This is a genomic window from Nocardia brasiliensis (genome assembly GCF_011801125.1).
GTDB classification, from domain to species: Bacteria; Actinomycetota; Actinomycetes; order Mycobacteriales; family Mycobacteriaceae; genus Nocardia; species Nocardia brasiliensis_C.
The window spans coordinates 1,689,114-1,704,913 of sequence record NZ_CP046171.1; the positions used below are offsets into that span (position 1 = coordinate 1,689,114).

At 69.7% G+C, this 15,800-nt stretch carries 9 protein-coding genes, 1 tRNA gene and 1 pseudogene; 3 read left to right on the forward strand and 8 right to left on the reverse strand.

From position 1 onward, the window contains the following. Window positions 1-11 precede the first annotated feature (11 nt). Window positions 12-215: pseudogene (gene manB / locus F5X71_RS07575) on the forward strand (phosphomannomutase/phosphoglucomutase); the annotation flags it as partial. Between the two features lie 314 nt (window positions 216-529). Here the strand turns inward: manB and F5X71_RS36865 are convergent. From F5X71_RS36865 to F5X71_RS07605, 6 genes are all read right to left on the reverse strand, one after another. Further along, window positions 530-820: a hypothetical protein gene (locus tag F5X71_RS36865; RefSeq protein WP_238815770.1), complete on the reverse strand. Its 291-nt coding sequence runs from the start codon at window positions 818-820 to the stop codon at window positions 530-532. Between the two features lie 2 nt (window positions 821-822). Next, a complete protein-coding gene (locus F5X71_RS36870; RefSeq protein WP_238815771.1) occupies window positions 823-1,035 on the reverse strand; it encodes a hypothetical protein in 213 nt (70 codons plus the stop codon). Window positions 1,036-1,162: 127 nt separating this feature from the next. Next, window positions 1,163-1,657, reverse strand: a complete 495-nt coding sequence (locus tag F5X71_RS07590; protein ID WP_167461298.1) for a DUF2637 domain-containing protein — start codon at window positions 1,655-1,657, stop codon at window positions 1,163-1,165. 69 nt (window positions 1,658-1,726) lie between these two features. After that, window positions 1,727-2,782: a tyrosine-type recombinase/integrase gene (locus tag F5X71_RS07595; protein ID WP_238815772.1), complete on the reverse strand. Its 1,056-nt coding sequence runs from the start codon at window positions 2,780-2,782 to the stop codon at window positions 1,727-1,729. Continuing rightward, complete coding sequence (locus F5X71_RS07600) at window positions 2,779-3,222, reverse strand: hypothetical protein (RefSeq protein ID WP_238815773.1); 444 nt, start codon at window positions 3,220-3,222, stop codon at window positions 2,779-2,781. The genes F5X71_RS07595 and F5X71_RS07600 overlap by 4 nt, the downstream gene beginning before the upstream one ends. 161 nt (window positions 3,223-3,383) lie before the next feature. Then, window positions 3,384-3,465, reverse strand: a tRNA-Leu gene (locus F5X71_RS07605). A gap of 386 nt (window positions 3,466-3,851) precedes the next feature. On the opposite strand from F5X71_RS07605, the gene F5X71_RS07610 reads away from it, so the two are divergent. Both F5X71_RS07610 and acpS read left to right on the forward strand, forming a co-directional pair. Continuing rightward, a complete protein-coding gene (locus tag F5X71_RS07610; protein WP_167461300.1) occupies window positions 3,852-13,262 on the forward strand; it encodes a type I polyketide synthase in 9,411 nt (3,136 codons plus the stop codon). A gap of 11 nt (window positions 13,263-13,273) precedes the next feature. Continuing rightward, entirely contained in the window at window positions 13,274-13,711 is a 438-nt protein-coding gene (gene acpS, locus F5X71_RS07615) for a holo-ACP synthase AcpS (protein ID WP_167461301.1), read from the forward strand. Between the two features lie 2 nt (window positions 13,712-13,713). Here the strand turns inward: acpS and F5X71_RS07620 are convergent, their stop codons facing one another. Together F5X71_RS07620 and F5X71_RS07625 are read right to left on the reverse strand one after the other, a co-directional pair. Further along, complete coding sequence (locus tag F5X71_RS07620; RefSeq protein WP_167461302.1) at window positions 13,714-14,868, reverse strand: PucR family transcriptional regulator; 1,155 nt, start codon at window positions 14,866-14,868, stop codon at window positions 13,714-13,716. 81 nt (window positions 14,869-14,949) lie between these two features. Beyond that, window positions 14,950-15,570 carry a TetR/AcrR family transcriptional regulator gene (locus F5X71_RS07625; RefSeq protein WP_226887505.1) on the reverse strand — a complete coding sequence of 207 codons (621 nt, stop codon included), beginning with the start codon at window positions 15,568-15,570 and terminating at the stop codon, window positions 14,950-14,952. Window positions 15,571-15,800: the final 230 nt, after the last annotated feature.

Here is a 15,800-nt window from a genome sequence, read left to right on the forward strand (position 1 = left end):
GATGGTGAAGACTGCCAATCGAGATCACGCCGATGTTCTTCGAGCTCGACGGCACCTTCCCCAACCACGAAGCCAGCCTCTCGTTACCCGTGAATCTTGTGGACCTGCAAGGCGAAGTCCGGAAGGTCGGCGCTGACATCGGGTTGGTGTTCGACGGCGACACCGGCCGATGCTTCGACGTGGATGAAACCGGACAACCTGTCCCGCCCTCGGCCACCCGCTGCGACTCGACGCCGAAGCACCCACGCCACGACCATAAGCAGGACACGCATCCGCGACAAGGCAAACCAGTGGTCCCATCATCTCCGGGCAAAACCGGCTCTGAAGTGGCCCCTTCTCTCTGGCAGCCGACAGCTCAGCATGGCCCGATTACCTGTGCCTTCGGCCCGCGGAGCCGGGCGACATCGGGTGACGGAGTCGCCGATGTGAGGGTGCGGAGCAGGGTGATCTCCTCGTGCTGGGCAGCAAGTCTTGCCAGAGCCGTGGTTCGGAAAGGCGGTAAGGTCCGTGATCTCTGAGTTGGCTTCCATCAGGCGGCTTTTGAGCTTCGCGTTCCCGGTCTTGAGTCGGCTGATCTGGTTCTCTGCGGGGCCGAGGGGGTCGCCGGCTTCGCGGATTCGAGCGAGCCGGGTTTCGATTCTTCGCGCAGGTGGGTGTAGGGCCGGGTGCCGTAGAAGGCGGTGCGGTCGACGCCTGCTTCCTTGGCCAGAGTGCTGGTGTCGCAGCTGCCGCCAGCGGGGATGTCACCACGCAGCAGCCGGTCCATCGAGGCGCGGATGCGTGCTTCGTTCTGTTGGCACTGCTGGTTACTGATGCGCATGGTTACTCCTGTGCCGTTGCGGCGTTGTCGATTTCGGCGACAACGCGCTGGGCTCGGTCGTATTCGGTTTGCAGACGGGTCTTTTCGGCTTTTCGGGGCGACCCCAGGTTGCCGAGGAACGTCGCGGTGCGGGCGGCGTGTTCGGCCCAGACGGGTCGGTGGTGCTGGTGGTGGGTGGCCTGCGGGCAGCGGGCGGAGTCACACATTCCGATCATCGGCCGGTCCGCGTTCAGGGTGCCAGCGAGCTTCAGACACAACGCTCGGCTCGGATCACCAAACCAACAGAAGTTCGCCGGGCCGAGGTGCAGGGTCCTGGCGCGTTTGGACAGCAGGTTGAGCACGTCACGGTCGGCGGACTGTTGTGCTCGCTGGGTTCTCGCCTCGTGGTGGTCGTCGGAGGTCGTCGTCGGCACGGCCACCGGAACGATTCGCGGTGTGGGCCAGTGCCAGCAGCGCGATGGTGGACTGCGCCATGGACCCCTCGACGATCAGCGGCCACAGCCATGCCTCGCCCGCGGGAATACCGGCCAGCAATGCAAGGGAGCGCAATGCGGTGAAGGACAGCCAGAACGCTCCTGCCGCGATCAGCGCGGTCATTGCCGCGGCCATGAAATGGATGCCCCGGGCGTGCGCATGCGTGCTCAACAGTATGGAGACGCCATGCACGGCGGCCAGCAGTGCCAGTGGTGGGACGACGGCGACGGTTGCGGCGATCGCGGGCGCTGCGGTCGTGTGCAGGACGGCTTGGGTGGCGTTGCCGGTGATGCTGATCGTGGCTGCCGGGGTGAGCACGCTCCAGAAGAAGGTGTGCGCACGCGAACCTGGCGGCGTGTGCACGTCCGGGCGTGGGTCTTCGGTCGAGGTGAGTTCCAGGGGGTGCCGGCCATGAGGAACCTTCCGGTGCGTTCAGCGTGCGGACGCGGTCATCGCGGCCGGGGTGGGCAGTTGCGCGGACAGGATCGGGTGGGGCTCGCCGGAGAGCACCGACTGCGCGGCGGCCACTTCGGCCAGGTACGACTTGACGTAGGTGGCCGTGGCGCCGGGGCCTTTGCCCCGGTGTCCGGCATAGGCGCAGGCGACGGCGTAGCTGAAGGTGCGTTCGACCCAGGTCACCGTGGTGTGGCGCAGCCAGTGCGTGGTGATGCCCTGGGCGGCGACCCACGGCAGGATCTCCCCGATGCGATGCCAGAGGTGGTCGTAGCGGCGCGAGCTGTTCGCGCGCCCGTTGCGGTAGCGCAGCAGCTGACCCATGAGCGGACTATGGCGCTGCTCGGCGTGCTCGACGAGGTGCCGCATCAGGGTCGGTGAGACCGGCTGCCAGCGGTCGACGCCGTCCTTTTCCCGCAGATAGATCAGGCACTGCTCGCGGTCGAGGTCGTGCGGGCGCAGGGCGAGCGCGCCGCTGCGGCGGCAGGCGGTCTCGATGTGCAGGCGCAGGATCAACGAATCGAGTTCGGGGTCGTCGCCGCTGGTGGCGGTGGCATGGCAGATCTCGGCGAGGCGGGCCGAGGGGATCGCGTAGCGGTGTGAGGGGCGTCGTGTCGGCATGGTCAGGCGGCGGGCGGGGTTGTCGGCGGGGCGGATCCAGCCCTTGTCCTCGGCGTAGCGGTAGACACAGCGTGCCGCGCTGATGAAGTGCTCGACCGCGCTGATGCCCCCACGTGAGGCGCGATTGACCCGCGCGCCGGCCTGGACCTCACGGGCCATCTCCTCGAAATCGGCCTTGGTCGGCTCGTCGAGGCGGCGCTCGGACCAGGTGTGTTCCAGGCGTGTGAGCCCGGCGTTGTAGGTGCGCGGGGTGCCCGGCGCCAAGGTGGCGCGGACCTGGGGGATAACCTCGGCGAAGGTCGGCGCCACCGTGGTGCCGACGACCAGGTCGGCTGGGGAGATCCCCATTTGGGCGAGTAGCAGTTTCGCCGCGGCGAGGGTCTCCGCGCCGACCGCGGGCTCGGGGGCGTTCACGCGGTCACCGCCACCGCGAGCATCGGCAGCGCAGCCGTAACCAGTTCGCCGATCGCGGCTGGAGGATAGACGAGCAGGCGTGCGGTGCTACGCCGCCCGATCAGCAGTGCCCGGTCCCCGAGGAACAGGCTCACCCGGCGGCGCTGGCGATACGGCAGCCGGATATGCCCGTTACCGGTGACGATGACCGTGCCGCGCACGCCCGGGCACAGCAGCAGCGCACCGGTTTCGGTGACCGCTACTTCCAGGCGAACGGAGGGGCGGCACCCTAGCGCGGACAGTAGATGCTTGTCAGCGATTCGGCCACCATCGCCCACCGACGACACGCCGACGACGAGATCGCCGTCAGCTACCCGGACAATCCGGTCGGTAGGTACTGGACCATTGATCAACTCCTGGAGCTGACCTTGCGGCGGCACCAGCGGGGGAATCATGCGCACCCCCGCCCAGCAAACCTGCCGCACGACACCGATGACCTTGATCGGGGCAAAGGCGCTGGGTATCTGCGCAGGTCAGAGTGGATAATCACCGGTCGTCCTCCGTGTGTTCGAGAGCTCTCAAACACACGGGGCGAACATCCGACACAGATGTCGGAGAAACGTGCGCGAGAGGGGACTTGAACCCCTACGTCCGTGGACACCAGAACCTAAATCTGGCGCGTCTGCCAATTTCGCCACTCGCGCGTGATGGTACGACCGTGCAAACTCTACCGGGCTTGACCGCGTTCGCGAAGCTTCAGGCGGGCGTGGCGTACTGGTCGGTAACCCTACCAGGTATTATAACGATTTGATAAATCTCAACATGAGGAGCACTCATGTTTCGTACGGGTTAGTAACCGGGTAGACCAGCGGGTTCAAACATGAGGAGGGGTCATGTTTGGCTCGATTCTGGTACGGACGTACACGAATACTCGACGGTAACGCCGAAGTGGGCGGGCAAACGTGAGGATTTCCTCATGATTCTGTGCAATCCTCGCCGTAATCAGGCCCCAACGCTGAGGATCACCTGCGCCCGGAGGAAGCGGCGTGTCTCGGAGGGCATGTCGCCAGGAGAAGGAAGTCGAGCTGCCTTGACGATCAACGAAAGCACCGAGGCCGGACAGAGCGCGAAGGTCGGTAAAGCGACCCGCGCGGGCGCCACGCGGTCGCCGCTGCTGGACCGCCTGTTGACCGGGACGCCGTATGCGCTCGCGTTCGGCGGGCAGGGCGCGCAGTGGCTCGACGAGCTGGCCGATCTCAGCCGGGACAGCGCGCTGGAGCCCGAACTGACCGCCCTGGTGAACGAGGCGGAGACGATGCTGGAGCCGGTGTCGGCACAGCTGCTCGTGGTGCGCCCGGTCGGCTTCGATCCGGTCGGCTGGATGCTGGAAGACGATCTGGTCGATACCGAGCTGGGCGAGGTCTCGGCCGCGCCGCCCGCGCAGGTGCTGCGTTCGGCCGCGGTCTCGATGCCGGGCGTGCTGCTCTCGCAGGTGGCCGCGATGCGCGCGCTGCGGATGCAGGGTCTCGATCCGGACGAGCACGCGCCGGTGGCGATCGTGGGGCACTCGCAGGGCAGGCTCGCGGCGACGGCGGTGGAGGCCGGCGGTCAGCGTGACGCCGAGATCCTCGCGCTGGCCCAATTGATCGGTGCCGCAGCGGGACTGGTGGCGCGTCGGCGCGGGCTGATGCCGGTGGGCGAGCGCTCGCCGATGGTCGCGGTGTCGAACGTGGACCCCGAGCAGCTGCGTGCCGTGGTGGCCGAGGTGTCCGAGGGCGTCGACCCGGCGGCGGCCGCGGTGGTGTCGATCCGCAACGGGCGCAGGCGTGCGGTGCTGTCCGGCGCGCCCGCGCAGCTGGAACGGGTGCGGCAGCGCTGTGCCCAGATCCACGACAAGCAGGCCGCCGAGCGCGAGGGCAAGGTGCGCGGCGGCGCGATCTTCGCGCCGGTGTTCGAGGACGTGGCCGTCGATGTCGCGTTCCACCATCCCGCGCTGGCGGACACGGTGGACCTGGTGCGCTCGTGGGCGACCCAGTGTGGGCTGGACGCGGAGCTGGCCGCGGCGCTCGCGCAGGAGATCCTGGTCGACCCGATCGACTGGGTGGAGATCGTGGACGGTGTGGTCGACGCGGGGGCGCAGTGGATTCTGGATCTCGGCCCCGGTGACCTGCTGTCCCGGCTGACCGGTGGTTCGCTGAAGGGCACGGGCGTCGGCATCGTCGCGGCCGCCACCAGGGCCGGGCAGCGCAGCCTGCTCACCCCGGGTGCCGCGCCGGAGACGGCGGCGCCGTGGTCGGCGTTCGCGCCGCGCCCGGTGCGCCTGCCGAACGGCCGCATCGTGGTGGAGACCGCGTTCACGAAACTGACGGGTCGCTCGCCGATCCTGCTCGCGGGCATGACCCCGACCACGGTTGACGCGAAAATCGTCGCGGCGGCGGCGAACGCGGGCCACTGGGCCGAGCTCGCCGGTGGCGGACAGGTGACCGAGCAGATCTTCGCCGATCGGGTGGCCGAACTGAAGACGCTGTTGCAGCCGGGCCGCGCGGTCCAGTTCAACTCGCTGTTCCTCGACCCGTACCTGTGGAAGTTGCAGCTCGGCGGTAAGCGCCTGGTGCAGAAGGCCCGCACCGCGGGCGCGCCGTTCGACGGGGTGATTGTCACCGCGGGCATTCCGGAGCTCGAGGAAGCCGTCGCGCTGATCAACGAACTCACCGAGGTCGGCATCTCGCACGTCGCGTTCAAGCCGGGCACGGTCGCCCAGATCCGGGCCGTGCTGCGGATCGCCGACGAGGTGCCGGACTACCCGGTGATCATGCACATCGAGGGCGGCAAGGCCGGCGGGCACCACTCCTGGGAAGACCTCGACGACCTGCTGCTGGAGACCTACGCCGAGCTGCGCAGCCGCGACAACGTCGTGGTCTGCGTCGGCGGCGGCATCGGAACCCCCGAGCGCGCAACGGAATACCTGACCGGTGCCTGGGCGCGCGCGCACGGCTACCCGGTGATGCCGCTGGACGGTGTGCTGGTCGGCACGGCCGCGATGGCGACGCTGGAGGCGACCACCGCCCCCGAGGTCAAGCAGCTGCTTGTGGACACTCCCGGCACCCCCGACTGGGTCGGTGCGGGCACCGCGTCCGGCGGAATGGCTTCGGGCCGTAGCCAATTGGGCGCCGACATCCATGAGATCGACAACGCGGCCTCGCGCACGGGCCGGCTGCTCGACGAGGTCGCCGGTGACGCCGAGGCGGTCGCCGCGCGCCGGGACGAGATCATCGCCGCGCTCAACGGCACGGCCAAGCCGTATTTCGGCGACGTGGCCACCATGACCTACCAGGACTGGTTGCAGCGCTACGTCGAACTCGCCGTCGGCCTCGACCGCCGCAAGGACTTCGACTGCGGCACCGACCTCGGCGAGGCGATCGCCGACGCCACCCGCTCGGTGTGGCTCGACATCACCTGGCGCGATCGGTTCGCGGACATGATGCGCCGCACCGAATCTCGGCTGCACCCGGCCGACCGCGGCGAGATCCCGACGCTGTTCCCGACCGACGACGCCTTCGAGAACCCGGTCGCGGCGCTGTGCGCGCTGCAGGAGCGCTACCCGGCCGCCGCGCACACCCAGCTGCACCCGGCCGACGTGCCGTTCTTCGTCGCGCTGTGCAAGACCCCCGGCAAGCCGGTGAACTTCGTGCCCGTCGTCGACGGCGACGTGCGCCGCTGGTGGCGCTCGGATTCGCTGTGGCAGGCCCACGATCCGCGCTACTCGGCCGACCAGGTGTGCATCATCCCCGGCACCGTCGCGGTCGCCGGGATCACCCGGGTCGACGAGCCGGTCGGCGAGCTGCTCGACCGCTTCGAGCAGGACACCGCCTACTCGCTGGTGCGGGCCGGCGTGGTGCCTGTCGCGGTGGACGCGCGCCGGGTCGCGGGCGTGACCGCCGGAGCGATCGACACCGTGCTCGCGGCGCCGGACATCGAATGGTCCGGGCGCACCACGGTCAACCCGGTGCACCGGCTCGGCGAGCTGGCCGAGTGGACCGTCGACGGCAAGGGCGCGGTGCACCCGCCCAGCGGTGCCACGCTGACCGAGACCACCGGTCCGGTCGCCGAGCACGCCTACGTCGAGCTGACCGTTCCGCTGTTGGGCAGCAACGTGGTTCGCATCCGGATCACCGTGCCGACCACCGTCTACAACGGTGGCGCGCCGGTGGTCACCGAGGCCGACGCCACCACGGCGATGTCGGCTCTGCTGGCGGTCGCCGCCGGGCAGGACCTGCCCGAGGTGAAGGGCAAGGTGGCCCATCTCAACATCGCCTGGACCCCGGACCTCATCGCCGATCACGCGGGCGTGACCGGTTCGGGTCTGCCCTCGACGCTGAGCACGCTCGGCCGCACCGTGCCCGACGTGCTGGTCGGCGCCTGCTGGCCCGCCGTATTCGCGGTGCTGGGCGCGGCTCGTGCTGCCGATGGCAGCCGGGGGACGGCAGGAGGCGAAGCCGACGGGGTGGGTGGACACAGCGTCATCGAGGGCATGCTCGACCTGGTGCATCTCGATCACCAGATCGATCTGGCGGGCGAACTGCCCACCAGCCCAAGCGTTCTCGCGGTGCGTGCGGAGGCGGGGGAGACCCTCGACACCGATCTCGGCCGCGTGGTCGAGGTGCGGGTGCGCATCGCGGGCCTGCTGGACCGGCCCGAGACCGGGCTGTCCATGCCGACCGTCGCCACGCTGACCGAGCGGTTCGCCATCCGCGGCCGCAACGGCGCGGGCGAGCTGACCGATCCGCCGCGCGCGGCGGGCACGGTCGCCGACACCGCCACCGAGACCCCGCGCCGGCGTCGCCGCGACGTGACCATCGTCGCGCCGCGCACGATGAAGGCCTTCGCCGCGGTCTCCGGGGACCACAACCCGATCCACACCAGTGACGCCGCGGCCAAGCTGGCCGGCCTCGGCAGCCCGATCGTGCACGGCATGTGGCTCTCGGCCGCGGCCCAGCACGCCGTCTCGGCGGTCGACCCGGACAGCACCGTTCCGGCGCGCACCCTGACCGCGTGGACCACCCGCTTCCTCGGCATGGTCCGTCCCGGCGCCGAAATCGACGTGCGCGTCGAGCGGATCGCGGTGGACGCGGGCAGCGAGATCGTCGAGGTGTCCTGCCGTGCCGCAGGCGATCTGGTGATGACCGCGACCGGTCGCACCGCGACGCCGCGCACCGTCTACGCGTTCCCGGGCCAGGGCATCCAGCGCAAGGGCATGGGCCTGGACGCGCGCACCCGGTCCAAGGCCGCCAAGGCCATCTGGGACCGCGCCGACAAGCACACCCGCGAGGCGCTCGGCTTCTCGATTCTCGCTGTGGTGCGCGACAATCCGACCTACCTGAAGGCGCGGGGCGTCGAACACCGGCACCCGGACGGCGTGCTGCACCTGACCCAGTTCACCCAGGTCGCGATGGCCGTGCTCGGCGTCGCCCAGGTGGCGGAGTTGCGCGAGGCCGGTGCCTACATCGAGGGCGCGATGCTGGCCGGGCACTCGGTCGGTGAGTACAACGCGCTCGCCGCGGTGGCCGGTGTGCTGCCGCTGGAGGCGGTGCTCGAGGTGGTGTTCCAGCGCGGTTCGGCGATGCACGAGCTGGTGCCGCGAGATGACCAGGGCCGCAGCGACTATCGGATGGCCGCCATCCGACCCTCGCAGATCGGGCTGCCCGACGACGAGGTGATCGACTTCGTCTCCGGCATCGGCGCCCAGGTCGGTGAGTTCCTCGAGGTGGTCAACCTGAACCTGCGCGGTTCGCAGTACGCGATCGCGGGCACGGTGGCCGGGCTCGAGGCCCTTGAGGCCGAGATCGAACGTCGCCGTGCCGAATTCGGTGGCAAGCGGGCGTTCATCCTGGTGCCCGGCATCGATGTGCCGTTCCACTCCACGGTACTGCGCAAGGGCGTGCCGGAGTTCCGGCACAAGCTCGAGCAGCTGTTGCCCGCCGACCTGCACCCGGAGGTGCTGGTCGGGCGCTACATCCCGAACCTGGTGCCGCGTCCGTTCTCGCTGGAGCGCGAATTCGTCCAGGAGATCGCGGATCTGGTGCCGTCCGAGCCGCTGGCCGCGGTGCTCGCGGACTTCGAGAGCTGGGCGGCGCGGCCGACCGAGCTGTGCCGCGTGGTGCTCGTCGAGCTGCTCGCCTGGCAGTTCGCCAGCCCGGTGCGCTGGATCGAGACCCAGGACCTGCTGTTCACCGACATCGCCTCGGGCGGACTCGGCGTGGAGCGGTTCGTCGAAATCGGTTTGGGCGCAACCCCGACCGTGGCGAACCTGGCCAGCCAGACGCTGAAGCTGCCCGCGTTCCGCGGCGCCACGGTCGAGGTGCTCAACATCGAGCGTGAGGCCGGGATCGTCTACTCGACCGATACCGACCCCGCGCCGGTCGACGAGCCCGCCGACGAGGTGGTCGAAACCCCCACGGCCGCAACGCCTGCCGCCGCCCCCGCCGCGCCTGCCCCGGCGCCGAGCACCGGCGGCCCGCGCCCGGACGACATCGCCTTCACCGCCGCCGACGCCACCCGCGTGCTCATCGCGCTGTGGACCAAGCTGCGGCTCGACCAGATCGGTCCGGTCGACACCATCGAGGGCCTCTGCGACGGTGTGTCCTCGCGGCGTAACCAGCTGCTCGTCGACCTCGGCTCGGAGCTCTCGCTCGGCGCCATCGACGGTGCCGCGGACGCCGACATGGGTGCGCTCGCCGCGACGGTGGAGCGGCTCGCCCGCACTTACAAGCCGTTCGGTTCGGTGCTGACCGACTCGATCGGCGACCACCTGCGCAAGGTGTTCGGCCCGTCCGGCAAGCGTCCGGCCGCCATCGCCGAACGCGTGAAGAAAGTGTGGGAACTCGGCGACGGCTGGGCCAGCCACGTCACCGCCGAGGTCTCCCTCGGCACCCGTGAGGGCGCGAGCGTGCGCGGTGGTGAGCTCGGCGGCCTGGTCAGCGGCTCGCTGGCCGACGCGGCCTCGGTCGATGCCGCCATCGACGCCGCCGTGCAGGCGGTCGCCGCGCGCCGCGGTATCGCGGTGTCGCTGCCCTCGGCCGGTGGTGGCGGCGGTGCCACCGTCGACGCGGCCGCGCTCGGCGAGTTCACCGAGCAGATCACCGGACGCGACGGCGTGCTCGCCACGGCCGCCCGGGTGGTGCTCGATCAGCTCGGCCTGACCGAGCAGGTGTCCGCGCCGGAGGCGAGCGACACCTCGCTCGTCGACCTGGTCTCGGCCGAATTGGGTTCGGACTGGCCGCGTTTGGTCGCCCCCGCGTTCGACGCGCGCAAGGCCGTGCTGCTCGACGACCGGTGGGCCACCGCCCGCGAAGACCTGGCCCGGCTGTGGCTCGGCGACGATGCCGAGACCGCGGCACTGCCGGTGACCGGCTACCTCGGCGCGGGTGAAGCCGTTGCCGCGCAGGCGAACTGGTGGCGCGAGCGGGCCAAGCACGAGGCCCGTTCGGTGCTGGCCGGGGTCTACGCGCAGATCGCCGAGGCCGCGCTGAGCACCGACGACCGCGGCGTCTGGTCCGCCGATATCGCGGTGGTCACCGGCGCGAGCAAGGGTTCCATCGCGGCCGCGGTGACCGGACGCCTGCTCGGTGGCGGCGCCACCGTCGTGGTGACCACCTCCGGCCTCGACGACGCGCGCCTGGCGTTCTACCGCAAGCTCTACCGCGACAACGCTCGGCACGGTGCCGCGCTGTGGGTGGTGCCCGCGAACATGGCGTCCTACCAGGACATCGACGCGCTCATCGAGTGGATCGGCACCGAGCAGGTCGACAACGCCGGCGGCGCGAAGGTCAAGACCAAGGACGCGATGACCCCGACCATGCTGCTGCCGTTCGCGGCGCCGCGGGTGGCCGGTGACCTTTCCGATGCGGGTGCCCGCGCGGAGCTGGAGATGCGCGTGCTGCTCTGGTCGGTGGAGCGCCTGATCGGCGGGCTGTCGGTGCTCGGCGCCGACCACGATGTCGACGCGAAACTGCATGTGGTGCTGCCGGGTTCGCCCAACCGCGGCATGTTCGGCGGCGACGGCGCGTACGGCGAGTCGAAGGCCGCGCTGGACGCGGTGGTCGCCAAGTGGCGGGCCGAGAAGTCGTGGTCAACGCGGGTCACCCTGGTGCACGCGCTGATCGGCTGGGTGCGCGGCACCGGGCTGATGGGCCACAACGATCCGATGGTCGCCGCCGTGGAAGAGGCGGGCGTGCAGACCTGGTCGACCGCCGAGATGGCCGACGAGCTGCTCAAGTGGTGCACCTCGCGGGCACGCCAGGTCACCCTGGCCGGCCCGCAGCAGATCGACCTGACCGGCGGGTTGGCCAAGGCCAAGCTCGATCTGCCCGCGCTGGCCAAGCAGGCCGCGGAGCAGGCGGCCGAGCAGGATGCGCAAGCCGATGCGGCCGCGACCATTTCGGCGCTGCCCGCACCGCCCGCGCTGTCCTCGGCGCTGCCGGTACCCGAATGGGGCACGGTCACCGCCGATCTCGCCGACATGGTGGTGATCGTCGGTGCAGGCGAGCTCGGCCCGTACGGTTCCGCGCGCACCCGGTTCGAGATGGAGGTCGAAGACCAGCTCTCCGCCGCGGGCGTGCTCGAGCTCGCCTGGACCACCGGCCTGGTCACCTGGGAGAACGACCCCAAGCCGGGCTGGTACGACGCCGAAACCGGTGACTACGTACCGGAATCGGAGCTGGCCGAGAAGTACCACGACGTGGTGGTCGCCCGCTGCGGCGTGCGCCGCTACGGCGACGACGGCGCCATGATCGACAACAGCGCGCCGCTGATGACCTCGGTGTTCCTCGACCAGGACCTGACCTTCACGGTCGGCAGCGAGGCCGAGGCCCGTGCCTTCCACGAGGCCGACCCCGAGCACACGGTCATCGTGCCGGTGCCGGATTCGGCGGACTGGACGGTGATCCGCAAGGCGGGCACCGAGATTCGGGTGCCGCGCCGGGCCAAGCTGTCGCGCACCGTCGGCGGCCAGATCCCCACCGGCTGGGATCCGACCGTCTGGGGCATCTCCGCGGAGATGGTGAACTCCATCGACCGGGTCGCCCTGTGGAACGTCGTCTGCACCGTTGACGCGTTCATCAGCTCCGGTTTCAGTCCGGCCGAGTTGATGAGCTGGGTGCACCCGAGCCAGGTGGCCAACACCCAGGGCACCGGCATGGGCGGCATGTCCTCGATGCGCTCGCTGTACATCGACAACCTGCTCGGCGAGTCGCGGGCCAACGACATCCTGCAGGAGGCACTGCCGAACGTGGCTCTCGCGCACGTGGTGCAGGCCTACGTGGGCAGCTACGGCGCGATGGTGCACCCGGTGGCGGCCTGTGCCACGGCCGCGGTCTCGGTCGAGGAGGGCGTCGACAAGATCCGCCTCGGCAAGGCCGACGTGGTGGTCGCGGGCGGCTTCGACGATCTCGGTATCGAGGGCATCGTCGGCTTCGGTGACATGTCCGCCACCGCGGACTCGGCGGCCATGAGCGCCAAGGGAATCAGCGATCGGTACTTCTCCCGCGCCAACGACCGCCGTCGCGGTGGCTTCGTGGAATCGCAGGGTGGCGGCACCGTGCTGCTCGCCCGCGGTGACGTGGCGGTGGAGATGGGCCTGCCGGTGCTCGGCGTGGTCGCTTTCGCGCAGTCCTTCGCAGACGGCGTGCACACCTCCATCCCGGCGCCCGGACTCGGCGCGCTCGGCGCGGGGCGTGGCGGCCGCGAGTCCAGGATCGCCGCCGAACTGCGCAAGCTCGGCGTCGCCCCGGACGACATCGCGGTGCTGTCCAAGCACGACACCTCGACCGCGGCGAACGATCCGAACGAGTCCGAGCTGCACACCCGCCTGGCCACGGCCATCGGGCGGTCCGCGGGCGCACCGCTGTTCGTGGTCTCGCAGAAGAGCCTGACCGGACACGCCAAGGGCGGCGCGGCCGCGTTCCAGCTGATCGGCCTGTGCCAGGTGCTGGAAAACGGTGTGGTGCCGCCGAATCGGAGCCTGGACTGTGTCGACGAGAAGATGCAGGCCTACCCGCACCTGGTGTGGGCACGGGAACCGCTGCGCTTCGGCGAGCGCTTCCCGCTGAAGGCGGGCCTGCTGACCTCGCTCGGCTTCGGGCACGTCAACGGTCTGGTCGCGGTGGTGCATCCGGAGGCGTTCATCCAGGCGATCGAGCCGTCCCGGCGTGAGGCCTACCAGCGCCGGGCGCAGCAGCGTCAGCTCGCGGGCAGGCAGCGCTTCGCCGAGGCCATGTGCGGCGGCGCCCCGCTGTACGAGCGCCCGGCCGATCGTCGCCTCGGTGGTGACGGCACGCCCGCCAAGCAGTCGCGTCAGCTCGAAGCCGACGTGCTGCTGTCGACCCAGGCACGCCTGAGCACCGACGGCGCGTACCGTGCCGACGGCTTCGCCTGCGGTGCGGCGGTCTCGGATGCGCAACTCGCGGCGGATGGTTCGCGCGCGGGCGGCCAGGGCACGTCGTAGGCTCCCGCCCTATGACGATCCTCGGTATCGGCTTGGACTTGGTGACTGTCTCCGAGTTCGCCGAACAGCTCGAACGTGCCGGAACCACCATGCTCCGGGAAAGTTTCACCGCGGGCGAGCGGCGTTACTGTCAGAGCAAGGGGACCGATCCGGCCCGCAGCTATGCGGCCCGGTGGGCGGCGAAGGAGGCGGTGCTCAAGGCGTGGGCATCGTCTCGGTTCGCGCGTCGCCCGCAGATCGGTGACAACCCTTACCCGCTGATCGAAGTGGTCAACGACGCGTGGGGCAGGCCGAGCATCAAGCTGCACGGCCTGGCCGCCGAATTCCTGCCGCGCGCACGGGTTCACCTGTCGCTCACGCACGACGGCGACATGGCGGCCGCGATGGTGGTGCTGGAAGACCCCGGTGAGTTAGCGGATTTGATCGCGGGCCGCGAAGGCCAGAGCTGAGACTAATCCCGGTGGGTGCGGCGCAGCCGTCTGCGCTGCATCGCCCACCACGCTTCGAGGGCACGGTCGGGATCGGCGAGATCGATCCCGACCAGGTCCTGGAAGCGACGTAGTCGGTAGCGCACCGTATTGGTGTGCAGGCCCAGCTCTTTCGCGGTGTGGTCGACCCGCATGCCATTGCTCAGGTAGTGCTGTGCGGTGTCGAGCAGGGTTGCGGCGCTTTCGCTCTCGCCGAGCGGCACCAGGTAGCGCCGATCGAGTTCCTCACCCACCTCGCTGTCGGCCAGCACCGCGGGCAACAACCCGAGGTCGGCCAGGGTGTGCATGCCGGTGAGCTCGAAGGCGACCGCGGTCGCCATCGCACGGGTGGCGCGCAGGAACGACGGCTCCATCCGATCCAGCCGCGCGGCCGGGCCGATCCCGACCGCGGTCGGGAGCTCGACGGTCGGTGCCGCGTCGACGATTCCGGCGATATCACCGTCGATCACCGCGAACAGGGCGTGCGGCCGATCGCCCTCGGGCTCGAGCGCCCTGGCCAACGCGTCCGCGGGCATGGTGGCGTTGGGCCGGGCCCGCACCGCGTGGTAGACGCGGAACGAGTCGAGGCCGTAACGCTCTGCCTGCACCCGGATCTCGGAGGCCGGGAGCGTGCCGAACAGGATCCCGCGCACCAGGTCGGACCGGTGCTGCTGGGCATGCAGGCTCTGCTGGAACTCCACCTCCAGGTGCCCGCGCGCGACCGCGAGAATCGCCGAATCGGTCACGGCGAGAATGTCATTGGCCAGGTCGAGCAGCTGCCGGTCGGTGAGGCCGAACTTGCGGCCCATGGTGATGGTCTCGTCGGTGGCGACCCGAACCGCGAAACGCCAGCCGTTGAACATCTCGTGCACCGGAATCCCTTGCCGAGCACGCGTTTTGCCATGCTCGGTGAACACGGCCAGCTCGGCGTCGGTCAGCTCGCTGTTCGTGGCGAGGGTGCGCAGCACCTGTTCGACGGTGCTGAGCGCGGTCGGCAGGATCATCTCGGTGTCCAGCCGCCCGTAAGAGGGCACCTCGACGCGCATGCGCTCTATCGCCGTCGTGGTCAGATCGGTGGCATGCGTGAGCAGCCGAGCCAGCAGGGCGCGGCGGTCCGCGGGTGCCGGACTAGTCGCCATTAACTGGAGGGTAACTCTCTTTCGGCTCTACGACAAAGGGTGCGCCGGCGCACGGCTCGATCAATCACGCCCGCCGACGGGTCAGCGCTGGCTGGCCGATCGCGATTCTTTCTCCGCGACCAGCAGATACGCGACCATCAGCCGCTTGAGCTCGGACACCGCCTCCGCGTTGCTCTGCTCGTCCTGGACCGAGAAGTTCAGCATCGAGTAGACGACGTGCACCAGGACCTCGGCCATCATGGTGCGCCTCGCACGCGGGGTGCGCGGCGTGAGCGGGCGCAGCATCTGCGCGACGACCTCGGCGAATTCCTTCTCGTGGATCGCGCCGGTGGCCCGGGTCGACGGGGTGGACTGCATCGCGAGCCACACCTCGCGCCGGGACGGGTCGGTCATCCACAGGTTCGCCATGTGATCGACGAACTGGTTCATGTGCCGCAGCCAGTCCAGCGACGGGATCTCGCCGTGGAAGTCGGCGAGCTCGCGCGAAACCGCAACGAGATCCTGCCGATTCAGCTCGCAGACGATCACGTACTTGTTGGCGAAGAACTGGTACAGCGTGCCGATGGGCACCTCGGCCCGTGCCGCGACCTCTTCACAGGTGAACGATTCGAATCCCACCTCTACCAGCAGTTCTCTGGACGCCTGCAAGAGCGCGTCGAACTTCCGCTTGCTGCGTTCCTGCGTCGGCCGGCGCCGCGGCATGAGCTCCTGTGGGTCGTCCTGCAGCTCCAACGCAGGGTCCAGCCGTTGTTTCGACCTGGCCTCCGCGCGTACTTCCACGTAACCAGGCTAACGGTAGGGACACTCGCACGACACGCGCCGGGCATCTGCGTGTTCCTCTTCTGTCTGAATTCACCACCCATCCGGATCGAATTCGGCGCCGAACACATACCGAGCGCGCGTGGCTGCGGACGCGCGAAAGGATCAGGAAG

Excerpts from the sequence above, each read along its gene's own strand:
- F5X71_RS36865 (WP_238815770.1), bottom strand. The coding sequence starts at position 820 with ATGCGCATCAGTAACCAGCAGTGCCAACAGAACGAAGCACGCATCCGC.
- F5X71_RS36870 (WP_238815771.1), bottom strand. The coding sequence starts at position 1,035 with ATGATCGGAATGTGTGACTCCGCCCGCTGCCCGCAGGCCACCCACCAC.
- acpS (WP_167461301.1), top strand. The coding sequence starts at position 13,274 with ATGACGATCCTCGGTATCGGCTTGGACTTGGTGACTGTCTCCGAGTTC.
- F5X71_RS07620 (WP_167461302.1), bottom strand. The coding sequence starts at position 14,868 with ATGGCGACTAGTCCGGCACCCGCGGACCGCCGCGCCCTGCTGGCTCGG.
- F5X71_RS07625 (WP_226887505.1), bottom strand. The coding sequence starts at position 15,570 with ATGCCGCGGCGCCGGCCGACGCAGGAACGCAGCAAGCGGAAGTTCGAC.